This window comes from Paenibacillus sp. MMO-177 (assembly GCF_037147795.1).
GTDB lineage: Bacteria > Bacillota > Bacilli > Paenibacillales > Paenibacillaceae > Pristimantibacillus.
Map to the genome: position 1 here is coordinate 336718 of NZ_JBBCUR010000004.1, position 13829 is coordinate 350546.

12 protein-coding genes are annotated in these 13829 nt (G+C 53.1%); 7 read left to right on the forward strand and 5 right to left on the reverse strand.

What is annotated here, in order from left to right; all coding sequences use genetic code 11:
- The first annotated feature begins 22 nt into the window (after nucleotides 1–22).
- Complete coding sequence (locus WFK81_RS17040) at nucleotides 23–694, forward strand: response regulator transcription factor (protein ID WP_336787591.1); 672 nt, start codon at nucleotides 23–25, stop codon at nucleotides 692–694.
- Entirely contained in the window at nucleotides 691–1683 is a 993-nt protein-coding gene (locus WFK81_RS17045; RefSeq protein WP_336787592.1) for a sensor histidine kinase, read from the forward strand. The genes WFK81_RS17040 and WFK81_RS17045 overlap by 4 nt, the downstream gene beginning before the upstream one ends.
- Before the next feature lie 270 nt (nucleotides 1684–1953).
- On the opposite strand, the gene WFK81_RS17050 is transcribed toward WFK81_RS17045, so the two are convergent.
- The 5 genes from WFK81_RS17050 to WFK81_RS17070 form a co-directional block, all read right to left on the reverse strand.
- Complete coding sequence (locus WFK81_RS17050; RefSeq protein ID WP_336787593.1) at nucleotides 1954–3921, reverse strand: FtsX-like permease family protein; 1968 nt, start codon at nucleotides 3919–3921, stop codon at nucleotides 1954–1956.
- A complete protein-coding gene (locus WFK81_RS17055; protein WP_336787594.1) occupies nucleotides 3918–4664 on the reverse strand; it encodes an ABC transporter ATP-binding protein in 747 nt (248 codons plus the stop codon). Before WFK81_RS17055 ends, WFK81_RS17050 begins: the two co-directional genes overlap by 4 nt.
- Before the next feature lie 125 nt (nucleotides 4665–4789).
- Nucleotides 4790–5527: a GDSL-type esterase/lipase family protein gene (locus WFK81_RS17060; RefSeq protein WP_336787595.1), complete on the reverse strand. Its 738-nt coding sequence runs from the start codon at nucleotides 5525–5527 to the stop codon at nucleotides 4790–4792.
- Between the two features lie 116 nt (nucleotides 5528–5643).
- Nucleotides 5644–6501, reverse strand: a complete 858-nt coding sequence (locus WFK81_RS17065; RefSeq protein WP_336787596.1) for a class II fructose-bisphosphate aldolase — start codon at nucleotides 6499–6501, stop codon at nucleotides 5644–5646.
- A gap of 693 nt (nucleotides 6502–7194) precedes the next feature.
- Nucleotides 7195–9399 (reverse strand): YhgE/Pip domain-containing protein, encoded by a 2205-nt coding sequence (locus tag WFK81_RS17070; protein WP_336787597.1) that lies wholly within the window; start codon nucleotides 9397–9399, stop codon nucleotides 7195–7197.
- A 110-nt stretch (nucleotides 9400–9509) separates the two neighbouring features.
- Here WFK81_RS17070 and WFK81_RS17075 point away from each other — a divergent pair, with 110 nt between their 5' ends.
- The 5 genes from WFK81_RS17075 to WFK81_RS17095 all read left to right on the forward strand — a co-directional run bounded on the left by WFK81_RS17075 (nucleotide 9510) and on the right by WFK81_RS17095 (nucleotide 13829).
- The gene (locus WFK81_RS17075) at nucleotides 9510–10313 is read left to right on the forward strand and encodes an S-layer homology domain-containing protein (protein ID WP_336787598.1); all 804 of its coding nucleotides are present in this window, start codon (nucleotides 9510–9512) and stop codon (nucleotides 10311–10313) included.
- Nucleotides 10314–10389: 76 nt separating this feature from the next.
- Nucleotides 10390–11040, forward strand: a complete 651-nt coding sequence (locus WFK81_RS17080) for a GntR family transcriptional regulator (RefSeq protein WP_336787599.1) — start codon at nucleotides 10390–10392, stop codon at nucleotides 11038–11040.
- A 145-nt stretch (nucleotides 11041–11185) separates the two neighbouring features.
- Nucleotides 11186–12163 (forward strand): metallophosphoesterase family protein, encoded by a 978-nt coding sequence (locus WFK81_RS17085; protein ID WP_336787600.1) that lies wholly within the window; start codon nucleotides 11186–11188, stop codon nucleotides 12161–12163.
- Between the two features lie 35 nt (nucleotides 12164–12198).
- Nucleotides 12199–13023 carry a metallophosphoesterase family protein gene (locus WFK81_RS17090; protein WP_336787601.1) on the forward strand — a complete coding sequence of 275 codons (825 nt, stop codon included), beginning with the start codon at nucleotides 12199–12201 and terminating at the stop codon, nucleotides 13021–13023.
- 20 nt (nucleotides 13024–13043) lie between these two features.
- Nucleotides 13044–13829, forward strand: coding sequence for a tyrosine-protein phosphatase (locus WFK81_RS17095; protein WP_336787602.1), 786 nt, complete (start codon nucleotides 13044–13046; stop codon nucleotides 13827–13829).

Sequence of the window (13829 nt, forward strand, 5' to 3'; positions counted from 1 at the left end):
CCTGGAGCAGGAGGTAAAGCCGTTGTTTCGGATTATGATCATTGAAGACGACGAGAAGATTCGGCGGATTGTCGCCGACGCGTTACGCAAATGGCAGTATGAAGTAATCGAGCTGACGTCCTTCGAAAACGTGCTTGGCGAATTCGAGGCCGCGCAGCCGCATTTGGTGCTGCTTGACGTCAATTTGCCCGTGTTTGACGGGTTTTACTGGTGCCAGCAAATCCGCATGGTTTCGAAGGTGCCGATTATTTTTATTTCGTCCCGCAATCAGAATATGGATGTCATTATGGCGATTAATATGGGCGGAGACGACTTCGTGCAGAAGCCGTTTGACCTTGGGGTGCTGGTGGCAAAGGTGAGCGCGCTGCTCCGCCGCAATTATACGTATCAGGACGACAACCTGCAGATGTCTCACCGGCAGCTTGTTTTCCATCTGTCGAATTCCTCCGTGCAGTACGGGGAACAGACAGCCGAGCTGTCGCGCAATGAGTTTATTATTCTGCAGACGATGATGCGCAGCATCGGCAAGATCGTCTCGCGCGATGATCTGATGCAGGTGCTGTGGAATGACGAGCAATTTATCGATGATAATACCTTGACCGTAAACGTCAACCGGCTGCGCCGCAAAATCGCGGTGCTGGGGCTGGAGGACTTTATCGTTACCCGCAAAGGAATGGGGTATATCATCGAATGAGCTTCTGGCGATTCCTGAAATACGAACGGCCTTATTTTCTATTATACGGCATCGCTTTTCTGCTGACGGTTGCGGTATTCGCCACGGATCCGCAGTCGTCCTGGCATTGGCCGACCTTCTTCTACGCGCTGACGCTGGTTGTGCTCTGGCTTGCCGCTTTTACCGCCTACCGTTATACGCGGAACCTGCAGGCGATCCGCCGGATGCAAAGCGAGGATGCCGAGCCTTTGTCGCTCGAGGCGGAGGCTTACCGGGATACGCTGGAGGAATCGGGTATCGCCCATATCCGTTCCTTGAATGAGGTGCAGGCGAGACAGAAGGAATATTACGACTTTATCATCTCCTGGTTTCACGAGATCAAGACGCCCATATCCGTACTCCGCTTGATGCAGCAGACCGAGGTTGATCCGCAAAGCCTGAACGAAGAGCTTTCGCGGATCGAGCATTATGTCGATCAGGCCTTGTATTATGCGAAGCTCGACAGCTTCAATCAGGACTATGAGATGGTGAACTGCGATCTGGAGCCGCTCGTCAAGGATGTCATCAAAGCCCATTCGAAGTCGTTTATTTCGAAAAGAATCCGCGTTCAGCTTGACCTCCCGCCCACCGTCGTTCAAAGCGATTCCAAATGGCTGCTGTTCATTATTAACCAGATCATTACCAACAGCCTGCAATATACAAGGGATCATGGAGAAATTAGCGTGAAGACCGCCTCCACCCCGGAGGAGAAGCTGCTAATCCTACGGGATAACGGCATCGGCATTGATGCCATGGATATGCCTCGCATCTTTAACCGGGGATTTACGGGATTAAATGGCCGCGTGTTTGCCAAGTCGACGGGCATGGGGCTGTACCTGGCCCAGGAGCTGTCGAGGAAGCTGGGGCATTACATTACCTGCGAGTCTTCACCGGGCAGCGGCTCGGTGTTCACGATCCATTTTCCAAAGCATCATGATCCCTATTTGAATACGCTTCAGCGGAAAGATTAGAGGGAATAAGGTGAAACGGCTTCGCCGTCCTTAGGAGGGGGAGCGAGTTTCATTCCGGAGAATTCTAAGCCATTTTTATAAATAACAAAGGGCTGTCCCAAACGTCATGAGTTGACGATGGGACAGCCCTTTCGTGTTTGGAGTCCTTTACCCGACGCGGGCGACGCTGAGCTACGTTGGATTTCGCACAGCATAAAGGGGTGCTTTTGTGCGGCAGTCCAGTCTACATTGGATTGAATACAGTAGAATCAGCTCATTTGAATAATGCCATCAAGAATTCTGATTGATTATCCGGTAATACAGGTTGGCAGACGAGATGTAGAACACCAGATAAATGAAGAAGAATACGCCGATAATGCTCCACACGATGCCCGGCAGCTCCGGGAAATCCGTTACCGAATCCAAAATGTAATACTTGATAATCGTCCAGCTGTACAACATTCCAAGCACGATTGGCGGCAGGAAAACAAACAGCAGCTGCTTGCGGATTACGCTCCGGAACTGGCGGTTGTGGATGCCCATTTTGCGCAGAATGGCATATTGCAGCCTCTCGTCGGTGGCTTCGCGCAGCTGCTTGAAGTAGATGACGCTCGCCAGCGCGAAGGTAGCGATCAGAGCCAGGAAGCCGGCGGCAAACAGCAGCAGGGATGACCTCTCGATCTGCTTTGAATAGATATCCGCAAACGAGGAGTAGTAAGCTTCTTTGTTTTGGGCGATAACCATGCCATTAACTTGCTTGGATAACTCCTCCGCGTTTTTGGCGTCCGACAGCCCGTAAATTTCGAAGCCTTTTTTCTCCGTCATGCCGCTTAGCTGCCCGTAAGCCTCATCCGAAACGACAAACACCGGAGGCTTCTTGTCCATGGACAGCACCGGGTCGGTCGCCCAGCCGAGGTAAGCATAGTCCTTTTTCTCCACGATCGTAAAGGTCTTCTCCCCATCGGCATTCACCTTGAAGTCAGGCATCTCTCCAGCGGAGTAACGCTTCGGGAAATCCGAGCCTTGGGAGAGGGCAACGGCCTCCATTCCCTTCAGCTCTACCTTTTGCTTATCGCCCCGCAGACCGATTAGCTCATTATAGTCCTTCTGGGAGATCAGCCATAGGCCTGGAACATAATACTCCGGGTTATCGAATGCGATGCCGCGCTCCGTCACCGGTTCCACAACCAAAGCTTCCGGCTTCAGATGATAGTGGATGTCATGGTCGGAGCCCTTAATCATCTCATCAATCTTCTGATTGGTTGCCGAATCAAGAGATTCGTACGCGATCGAATTCGGCACGTTCATGCCAACCGCTTCGAACTGCACCTTGTAGTTGATCGTTACAAAACAGAGCAGCATTACAATAACCGCGCTGAACAAGGAGATAAACGTCAGATTCAGCGTGTTGCCTCGGATTTGAAAACGGAGCGAGGACGTCCACAGGACGGTATTGCCTTCATGGTACTTGCGCCCACGGCTGATTAATTGCAGCAGCCAGCCGGCAAACTGACGGAAGAAAAGATACGTTCCTCCAACGATGCCTATGGCCGTAGCAATTAAGCTGAAGACCCCGTAATCCTGCCAGACGGCCGAATATTGACCGCTGCAGATCAGAAACAAGGCGATGCCGATCAACAGAACGGCCAGAACCGCCATCACGGGCGATACGCGAACCGGCTTCTCGGCCTTTTGCTTGGCATGGAACAGCTCCGTCAGCTGCACGCGGTTAACCAAAATGTAGCTTTGCACGCTGACGATCAGCGCAATTAGAAGGATAGCCCCAGCCGCCATAGCCATGGCTCCAATCGGGAATGACAGCGAGATGACCTGATCGTATTGCATCAGATTCATAAGCAGCATGCCGAACAGCTTCGACAGCAGCCCGCCGAGAAGAATACCGATAACTAGCGAGATAGCGCCCATTACAAGCGTCTCGTAGAAAACCATCCGTACAAGCTGCCGCTCGTTCAAGCCGTACAGGAGATACATGCCGAACTCTTTTTTCCGCTGCCGCATGAAGAACGAATTGGCGTACAGGATAAAGAAAATAATGAACAGGAAGATGACGACGGACGCAATCGCTACCCCGGTCTGGAACAGTTCCCGGTTCTGCAGCGCGTCGATAATGTCTTCGTTGTACATGAGCGACGAGAACGTATATTGAATAATAACGCCGATAATCATGGACATCAGATAGATGGAATACAGGCGGAAGTTGCGTTTGACATTGCGGATCGTTAGATCGAACAGGCTCATCGCAGCTTGCCCCCTAGGAGGCTTTGCGTCTCCAGAATACGTTCATAGAAAGTCTTCTGGCTCTGCTCACCCGCGTAAATCTCGCTTACGACTGCCCCGTCTCTTAGGAAAATAACCCGCTTGCAGTAGCTCGCCGCATAGCTGTCATGCGTAACCATCAGGATGGTCGTGTTAAAAGCCGCGTTAAGCGATACAAGCTGCTCGAGCAGCTGGGTCGCCGAACGCGAATCAAGCGCACCCGTCGGCTCATCGGCGAATACGATCGCCGGCTCCGTAATAATCGCCCGCGCCGAGGCTACGCGCTGCTTTTGCCCGCCGGATATCTCGTTCGGATATTTCTCGAGCAGACCTTCAATGTGGAGCGCTTCAACGATCGGCTTAAGCCGCGCCTCCATGTCCGCCGACTTGTACTGCCGCAGCGACAGGGGCAGCAGGATATTCTCCTTCACCGTCAGCATGTCGAGCAAATTATAATCCTGAAAGATAAATCCCATCCGCTCCTGCCGGAATTGGCGAAGCGACTTCTTCTTCATATCAAGCAGCGATTTCCCCTCAATCCACACCTCGCCGCCGGTGAGCTGATCAATCGTGGAAAGCACGTTCATCAGCGTGGATTTGCCCGATCCCGAAGGCCCCATAATTGCCGTAAGCTCGCCGGGCTGGACCGTCAGATCAATGTTTTTCAATACGGGAGTAGCCCCGTAGCTCTTTGATAAGTTTTTCGTCTGGATTACCGTCTCCATGTCAAAGCCCCTCTCCTCTTTCTATCTTTAATATAGACAGTTCGGAGAGAGGCATCCATAGAAGTAAGATCGTTCCAGGTGACGTTTTTGTCACGATGGCGGTCGGTCGGCGCCCGCTCTACACTTTAATTCGACTCAGGCGCGATAACCTTTCGCAGCGCATCCGCCCACAGCTGATAGCCTTGCTCCGTCAAGTGGCAGGTATCGAAAGCAATCTCGCGCGGCAGCGTTCCGTCTTCGGCTAGCATCGATGGCCCGATATCGAGGAAGAGCAATCCCAGCTCAGCTGCCAGCTCCGCATACAGCTCATTCATCCTGCCGATCAGCTTGCGGCGCGGATCCTCCGGAGACTCCTCGCGCGGGAATACCGCCATCAGAATAATCTTTGCGGCAGGGGCATGCTGACGAACACGCTCAACAACCTCGCGTACGCCGTCGCGCACCTCCTCCGCCGTGCTGGAACGGGCATTTTCGGTATCGCTTGTATTATTCGTTCCGATATTGATAACGACCCACTCCGGAGAGAGCCCCTCAAACTGCCCGTTGTCCAAACGCCACAATACGTTTTGCGTCCGGTCCCAGCCAAAGCCAAGATTAAGAACCCGGCGGCCTCCAAACACGGACTCCCAGGCTTGTCCCGTTCCATGCTGGCTTGCGGTGACCGGAAGCCCTCCCCAGAAATGCGTAATCGAATCCCCGATCAGAACAATTTCAGGATTAATCTCATGCTTGATCCGCAGCACCTGCTCATGCCGCTCCCACCAGTCGTAGCTGTCTTCTTCCAGCTTTGTCGCGGGAATAACGGCTGTATTCACCGTATGCGTTTTCATTGACTTGTTGCCTTCCGCTTCCGTCCTGTTCACTTCGATCACCCTGCCCTATGATTTGACTCTATTATAGCGGAGCGAGAGCGACTTTCAACCACAAAAAAAGGCTGAACGGCCGCAAGAGGCAGCCGTTCAGCCTTTTTATACAATTCTTACGCTTTGTTCGAGGAACCGAACTCGCGGATTTTACCGATAACGGTTTGTTTGATCGCTTCGCGGCCTGGAGCCAAGAATTTACGCGGATCGTATACGTCGGAGTCTTTAGTCAAGATCTCGCGAGCAACTTTAGTGAACGCGATTTGGTTCTCTGTGTTCACGTTGATTTTTGCTGTACCACGAGCAATCGCTTTTTGGATATGCTCTGTAGGGATACCCGTACCGCCATGCAAAACAAGCGGAAGCTTGATTGTTTGGCAGATTTCTTCCATTTCAGCAAAGCCCAGTTTAGGCTCGCCTTTGTAAGGGCCGTGAACGGAACCAAGAGCTGGAGCCAGGCAGTCGATGCCAGTACGTTCAACAAGCTCTTTGCACTCTTTAGGGTCAGCGTAGATAACGCCTTCAGCGACTACGTCGTCTTCTTGGCCGCCAACTGTACCCAGCTCGGCTTCAACGGAAATGCCGCGCTCGTGAGCGTAAGCAACAACTTCGCTAGTGATGCGAACGTTCTCTTCGAACGGATCGTGCGAAGCGTCGATCATAACGGAAGTGAAGCCAGCGTCGATCGCAGCTTTACATTTCTCAACGCTGGAGCCATGGTCCAGGTGGATAGCAACAGGAACCGTGATTTTCATTTCTTCGATCAGGGCTTTAACGATGTTTGTTACCACTTTGAAGCCGCCCATATAACGAGCTGCGCCTTCAGATACGCCCAGGATTACCGGGGATTGCTCTGTTTGAGCAGCGTCAAGGATCGCTTGCGTCCATTCCAGGTTATTGATGTTGAATTGACCAACAGCATAACCGCCTTGCAAAGCTTTGTTCAGCATGTCCTTCATTGATTCCAATGCCATTGTTTAAATCCTCCTCAAATAAATGACTAGACCTTTCAATCTTACCCAATTCAACTGCTGTTATGCGGTTCCAACCGGCAGATCTATCGGCCCGAACGGAATGGGCGTATGTACTCGTTCACGTTCTCTTTAAGTCAATATGTTATCACAAAATTCGGCATAAGACTACCTATTGGAAACGATGCTCCTTTGCCGCAAGGCAAACCAGAGCAATTTAAAAATTGTAAGCGCTATAATAGAAGCGATTATTATAACCGCGCTCCAGAAGACGGCCGCAAGCCAAGGAGCATCCTGAAAAGGTCCGCGATAGACGACAAAAGCCGAGTCGCGGTACCCGAAATCATCCGTTTTACCGGGCGATTCAAACAGAGAATGGACCAGCTTTCGGTTTATGCCGGCCACAATAATTAAGATAACAAAGCCAAGCAGTCCGCCCTGCCATAAGATGGATTTTATGCGTATTTAATAGCCCTCCTCCCCCAAAAAAACCTTTAGGTTCCTGCCGGCGCGCAGTCGAACTCGTTCACCGCCTCCGATCCGATCTCGGCTTCCGGATTAAATTTTCTCTCTTCTTCCCGCAACGTGTCAACGACAATTCGTTTATGGCGTCATAGGCCATCAGCGGCAAGCATAAACGAAAATGAAGCATGGCATATCAAACTGCCGGGCCCCGGCGTCCGGCAGCTTGTTTTTTCATATCTTCACCGGCATCTGCTGCTCGTCCCGCTGCTTCTTCGTCAAGGCGAAATATAGGCTCGTCAGAAGGACAAAGATCACAACGTAAAAGGCAAGCCGCCCGGCCTGCGCCCACATATGAGCGAAATCGCCGCTCGAGATCACGTCCCTGTAACCGCGGATGCTGTAGGTCATCGGCAGCCAAGGATTCATCGCCTGCGCCCAGCCAGGCAGCAGCTCATACGGGAAGGTGCCCGCGCTTGAGACAAGCTGGAAGATCATGAGCAGCAGCACAATGAACCGGCCGGGATTGTCGAGCCAGGTCACAAAGGTTTGAACAACAAACATAAAAGTAAATCCGGTTAATACGGTGAACAGATAAAATAGCGGCACATTCTGTACCTTTAATCCCAGCACGTATAGAATAACCGTGCTTAATATAAGGGATTGCGCAAGACTCATCACGCCGAAGGTAAGCAGCTTGCTGAGGAACAAAGGAAACCCGTCCGCTTCTTCATCCGCCGATCGCCTAGCCGAGAACATCGTCGTAAAAACTAGCGAACCCGCAAACAAGGCCATGGACAGAAAATACGGGGCGATCCCGTTCGCGTACAGCCTCACCTTGCGGTCGTCATTCGCCACAATCGTAACCGGCTCGGCAAGCATCTGAATCGTCTTCTCGTCCGCCTTGAGGCTGGCTGTTTTCTCGGCTGCGCTGGCCAGATTGTCAGCCAGCTGCTGCGAGCCGGCTGCCAGCTTATCGGCTCCGGTTGTGAGCTGGCCCGCGCCGGCTGCCAGCTGCGAGGCTCCGCTTGCAAGCGAAGCGCCGCCGGCCGCGAACTGCGCGATGCCGGACTTCAGCTTCTCCGACCCTTGCGCCAGCTGCGCCGCGCCTTGTCCAAGCTGCTTGCTGCCCGACACAAAGGCCGGGAATTTGGCCGCCATTTGCGATAAGCCGTCACGCAGCTGATTTTGCGCCGTCGCCAGCTGCGTGGCGCTTTGCAGCAGCTTGCTCTGACCGGCGCTAAGCTGTTTGCTGCCGGCAAGCAGCTTCTGCTGCCCGGCGTTTAAGGTGCGGCTGCCCGCAAGCAGCTGCTGCTGGCCCTTGCTCAGCTCCTTCGCGCCGCCAGCTACCGCCTGGCTTGCCGCCAGCAGCTTCTGCACCGCCGGATCGGCAGCCAGGTCGGCATTGCTGTCCGCCAGCTGCTTGAGACCCGCAGCTAACTGGGCGCTGCCATCGGCCAACTTATCGCTGGCGGCAGCCGATGCGGTCAGCCCCGTCTCCAGCTGCTTGCTGCCGGCTGCGGACTGCTGCAGGCCTGTATACAGATCATCCGCTCCGTTCTTGGCGGACTGGATTCCGTCCTTCAGCTGCCCCGACCCATCCGCCAGCTTACCGGCTCCCTGCTCCAGCTGCGTTGAAGCCGCGCCCAGCTGCGAGGCTCCGGAAGATAGGGTCCCCGCGCTGCTGCTCAGCTTCGCCAGCCCCGCATTCAGCTCCGAAGCCCCATTCGCGAGCTGGCCGATGCTATCGTGAAGCTTGGCTGCGCCGCCGGACAGCTCCTGCAGCTTGCTGCTGAGCGTTCCCGCTCCGTCTTTTAACTGCACCGCGCCGTCACGCAGATCAAACCCCCCTGCCGCAAGCCTAGAAAGGCCGCTTGAGAGCTCCGAGAATTGAGAAAGCATGCTTCTCGAATACGCCTCGGTCAGATTTTGCGACAGCTTGTTTCGCAGCTCCTTTGTCGCATTTTCGCTGATCTGCCCGGATATAAAGTTATAAAAGCTGTTCGATTCAAAGATAATATCCGCCTTCCGCGGCGTATTGCTTGTTAAGGAGGACGCATTCTCGGAGAAATTGTCCGGGATCGTAATCGTCGCGTAATACCGGTTGCTGACCATCCCCTCGCGGGCATCCTGCTCGCTGACGAACCGCCAGTCGAAGGTCTCGTTTTCCTTCAGCTCCTTCACGAAATCCTCGCCGACATTCATCGCTTTTCCTTGATATTCCGCGCCTTTATCCAGATTGACAACGGCCACCGGCAAATTCTGAAGCTTCCCGTAAGGGTCCCAGTTCCCCTTGATCAGGAACCCGCCATACAGCATAGGCACGATAGATACGCCAAGAAACGTAATGATAAGCATCCTGTTTTTCAGAAAATAACCCAGGTCCTTTTTAAATACACGAAACGGATTAGCCACTTCAGATTCACCCTTATCTGTCATTCGTCGTGCCCCTATTGTTTCCTATGCCTTCCACTTCCATTCGACAGCTATTGCATTTACAATCTCGTACACTTTAGTAGAGAACTACATTTTGAAGGGATGCGATGCTGATGAGTCGATGGAAAGCCGTTGTGCCGCTGCTAATCGGTTGTCTCTTTACCTTTGCAATAACGGGCTATGCCGCCTCCCAAGCGGCTTACGAAGAAGCGGATCAGTCATGGGCCGCCCCGGCTTTAAAGGAATGGCTCGATCTCGGATGGCTGCAGGGCTATCCGGACGGGACAATTAAACCGGATATGCCCGTAACCCGGGCTGAGATGGTATCGATGATCAACAGAGCTTTCGAATTGAGCGGCGCAGCCCCGTTCTTCTATCAGGATGTCAAGACGTCCGACTGGTTTTATACCGATATAGGCAAAGCTGTCCAAGCAGGCTACATACCCGAGGGAGGTAACGGCCGGATAAGACCGGAGCAGATCATCACCCGGGAGGAAGCGGCGCTTATGCTGGCAACCCTTGTTCAGCTCGAGCTTCCGAGAGAACAGGACACCCCATTCAAGGACAATGATCAGATTCAGGAAGCAAACCGCGGAGCCGTAGCGAACTTAGCGGAAAAAGGAATTGTGCAAGGTTACCCGGACGACACCTTCCGGCCTGCCGAGCCGGTCACCCGCGCAAGCGCTGTCAGCATGATCGATAGACTGCTGAAAACCGGCAGCGTGAACCGGACTTACTCGGCTCCGGGTACCTATGGCCTGGAATCCGCCGTCGAGACGGTGTACGGAGACGTTACGATAGCGGCTCCAGATATTACTTTGCGGGATTTGCATATTAAAGGGGATTTGATTATCAAGAGCGGCAGCGAAGGTTATCGCCTTATCGATGTCACAGTGGACGGCGACACCATTAGCTGATATCAGCTTGCCTATAGCATTGTTTTCCGGTTATTTGGTACTATTAGTCTAAAAAACAGATAAAGGAAAATACGCTATGTCTTCCACTTCGTTAGAATCAATCGCTTACCGTGAAATTCGGGAACGGATTATGCGGGCTGAATTTATGCCGGGCTCCATGCTGTCGGAGAATGAGCTTGCCGCGCAGCTTGGCATGAGCAGAACGCCGGTTCGCGCCGCTATTTCCTTGCTTGAGCGGGAAGGGCTTGTAGGCTCCTACCGGGGACGGGGGGTTATGGTAAAGGAAGTATCCGCCCATGAATTCAGCGAAATGTACGAGGTTCTTGTCTCCATGCAGTTATTCGTGCTCGACACGGCTGCCAAACGGCAGTTAAAGTTCGATATCGCTGCGATGGAACAAGTACTCGAGCAGCAGCAATCCGCCTTGGAGCAAAAGGATTTTTACGGCTACTACAACAGTACTTTGCAGTTTACCGAGACCATCCTGAAGACGATCCATAACGAAAGCATGCTGCAAATTATGGAGCTATACCGCGGCCGATACGTATTCAGCACCGTATCGTATCGCATCAAATATCCGCAATATCAACCAAGCCGTTCCATTCAAACGAACCGCAGTATTCTGGAAGCCATCAAGAACGGCGATATCGCCGCGGCTAAAGCCGCCGTTGCTTCGCAATACTCGGATACCCACGAGCATTTCATTCTGCATGGCTTGATGAAATAAATAGCGGCCAACCCCCAAACCGGAAGTCCTCAGGACTTCCGGTTTTTATTTTGCTTTTACAAATATTCAATCCCACGATTACACGCAACTTACATACAACTTGCATACTAAACTTCGAAGATAGAGATTCGAGGAGGCAAGAAAGATGACAATCATTCAATTAGGTAAATCCGATTCGGGGATCTGGTTTGACGAAAAACGCTTTGCTACAGACAAACGCCCTTGGTTTGGCGAGCTTCCGCAGCTGCCGGCGGGAGATTTCTCCTTCGCGGTTGTAGGTGACCGCTGCGGTCTCGCTACGCCGGGCGTATTCGAGAAAGCACTCGACCTGCTGACGGATCTGAAGCCAAGCTTTATTCTCTCCGTTGGCGACTTGATCGAAGGCTATTGGCGCGACCCGGCTAACGTCCATGAAGAGTGGGACGAGATTGATGCCAAGATCGCGGCTACCGGCGTTCCCTTCTTCCAGGTTGTCGGCAACCATGACTACGGCAATCCGATGATGGCCGAAGTATGGAGAGCGCGCAAAGGCTTTGAATATTATGCCTTCCGCCTGAACGATGTCCTGTATTTAGTTGTAAACACCGAGAATCCGCCTCACGAGTTCCCGGAAATCTTCCTAGACACCATAAAGCAGGCAACTGAAAGGTTTAAACAAAACCCTACCACACCGCTGGAGCAATTATTTAGCGGAATGGCTTCGATGACCCCGGAAGAAGCGGCCGTATTCAGCAAGCTCGAGATCGGCATCGGCGAAGAGCAGCTGGCCTTCTTCCTGGAAGTATTGGAGAACAACCAAGACGTGAAGCACACTTTCGTGACGATGCATAAGCCGGGATGGAAATCGGATAACGCGGATTTCGCGGAGCTTGAGCGCATGCTTGAAGGCCGCTCCCACACCGTATTTGCCGGCCACTTCCACTCTCTTGAATATACCAGCAAGCCAGAGGCGTCCAAGCAATATATTCAGCTCGGCCGAACCGGCGGCTTGACGCATGGCGGCAGCCGTTCGGACGAGAATCTGATTCTCTGGGTAACGATGAAAAGCGGCGTACCATCCTACCGGGTTATCCATCTGGACGGCGTGGACCAGATCGAGAACTACGAGCCGCATCAGCACTAGATACTATCAAGGATAACAATAGGAGGGTTCTTATTATGGAAAAGCTGAAATTCGTTCACCTGACCGACACGCACATGAATGCGCCTGATACAAGCAATATCTTTTCGAAGCTCCAGCTGGCCGAAAAAGTAAGACGCGTATTCGGCCATATCCACGATAACGCTATCTCCCCTGCTTTCGTTGTCATTACCGGCGATTTGTCGCATGAAGGCAATACCCAGGACTATGAATACATCCGCACGATAGTTGACGAAGGCTCCGCGCTGCTTGGTGTACCGGTATACGTCGTACTCGGCAACCATGACCACCGTGCTCCATTCCGCGAAGGCTTCCTGAGGGAGGAGCCCTCCGAGCAGCCTTACCACTACAGCCATACAATTAAAGGCGTTCGTCTGATCGGCTTGAACTCCCAAGTGAAAGGCCAGCACCACGGCGAGATCGATGCCGAGCAATTGGCATGGCTCGAGGAAACGCTGCGCATGCCGGCTGAGCATGGCACGATCGTCGCCCTCCACCACCCGCTGCTGAACATAAACGGCATGCCTGCGGACCACCTGCTTGCTAACCCCGAACAGCTCGGCGCCGTGCTGGAAGGCAAGGACGTTATCGGCGTGGTTGCCGGCCACGTTCACACCAACAATGTGGGCACTTACAAAGGAATTTGCCACGTAGCGGCAACGGGAACGGCTTTCGGCGGCGAAGCGGCTGAAGACAATCAGTTCAAAATGGTCGATTTCTGCGGCTATAACGTTGTCTCGGTCTTCGAAGAAGGCATCACGGTACAAACCGTCGTCATGCCTGGCATGCAGGAAGAATTCTTCCGCTTCTCCATGGAAGCTGCCGCCGCTCATAACGAATAGAAAGAAGGTATAGATACACCATGACCAATCAAGTAATGCCCGCGGGCCTGCTCCCCTTGGAGGGAGCCTTCAACTTCCGCGATATGGGCGGCTATCGCACAACCGACGGCCGTACGGTCAAGCAAGGCTTATTGTTCCGCGCCGCGGAGTTAATCGGACTGACGCCGGAGGATCACCGCGTGCTGGAGGGCTTGAACCTGAAACACGTATTCGACTACCGCAACCGCGGCGAAGCGGAACAAAAGCCCGATCCGCGGATCGGACAAGCCGTGAATATCCGGATTCCCGCCAATACGGCGGCGGAGGATGCGCCAAGCCTTGATCTCGAGCACGTATTTGCGAGCGGTCTTCACAAGCAATTTTCGAAAAGCATGCTAGGCGACCTGTATGCCGCTCTTCCCATCCGGAACGCTTCCTACAAGAAGCTGATGGAGCTTCTCAAACAGCCGGAAGCGAACCTGCCGCTTGTCCAGCATTGCGCCGGCGGCCGGGATCGAACGGGCGTTGGCAGCATGCTGATTCTGCTCACGCTTGGCGTGCCTTACGAAACGGTGCTCGAGGATTATTTGCTGTCCAATGTCACGCTGGAGAAATTCCATCGGCAAATGTTCGAGATGGCAGCCAAATACGTCAGCACCGAAGAGTTGAAGGAAATCGAAGAAGCGATGAAGCTGCAGGAAATATACCTGGGAGCGGCAATGGACAGCATTATCGCTGAATACGGGACATTCGACCGTTATTTGCTGGAGGAATTCGGCATTGACGAAGTCGCTAGACAACAGATTCAAGACTATTGCCTGGAATAG

Coding starts and splice junctions, on each gene's coding strand:
- WFK81_RS17050 (WP_336787593.1), bottom strand. CDS start 3,921: ATGAGCCTGTTCGATCTAACGATCCGCAATGTCAAACGCAACTTCCGC.
- WFK81_RS17055 (WP_336787594.1), bottom strand. CDS start 4,664: ATGGAGACGGTAATCCAGACGAAAAACTTATCAAAGAGCTACGGGGCT.
- WFK81_RS17080 (WP_336787599.1), top strand. CDS start 10,390: ATGTCTTCCACTTCGTTAGAATCAATCGCTTACCGTGAAATTCGGGAA.
- WFK81_RS17085 (WP_336787600.1), top strand. CDS start 11,186: ATGACAATCATTCAATTAGGTAAATCCGATTCGGGGATCTGGTTTGAC.
- WFK81_RS17045 (WP_336787592.1), top strand. CDS start 691: ATGAGCTTCTGGCGATTCCTGAAATACGAACGGCCTTATTTTCTATTA.
- WFK81_RS17090 (WP_336787601.1), top strand. CDS start 12,199: ATGGAAAAGCTGAAATTCGTTCACCTGACCGACACGCACATGAATGCG.
- WFK81_RS17075 (WP_336787598.1), top strand. CDS start 9,510: ATGAGTCGATGGAAAGCCGTTGTGCCGCTGCTAATCGGTTGTCTCTTT.
- WFK81_RS17095 (WP_336787602.1), top strand. CDS start 13,044: ATGACCAATCAAGTAATGCCCGCGGGCCTGCTCCCCTTGGAGGGAGCC.
- WFK81_RS17065 (WP_336787596.1), bottom strand. CDS start 6,501: ATGGCATTGGAATCAATGAAGGACATGCTGAACAAAGCTTTGCAAGGC.
- WFK81_RS17070 (WP_336787597.1), bottom strand. CDS start 9,399: ATGACAGATAAGGGTGAATCTGAAGTGGCTAATCCGTTTCGTGTATTT.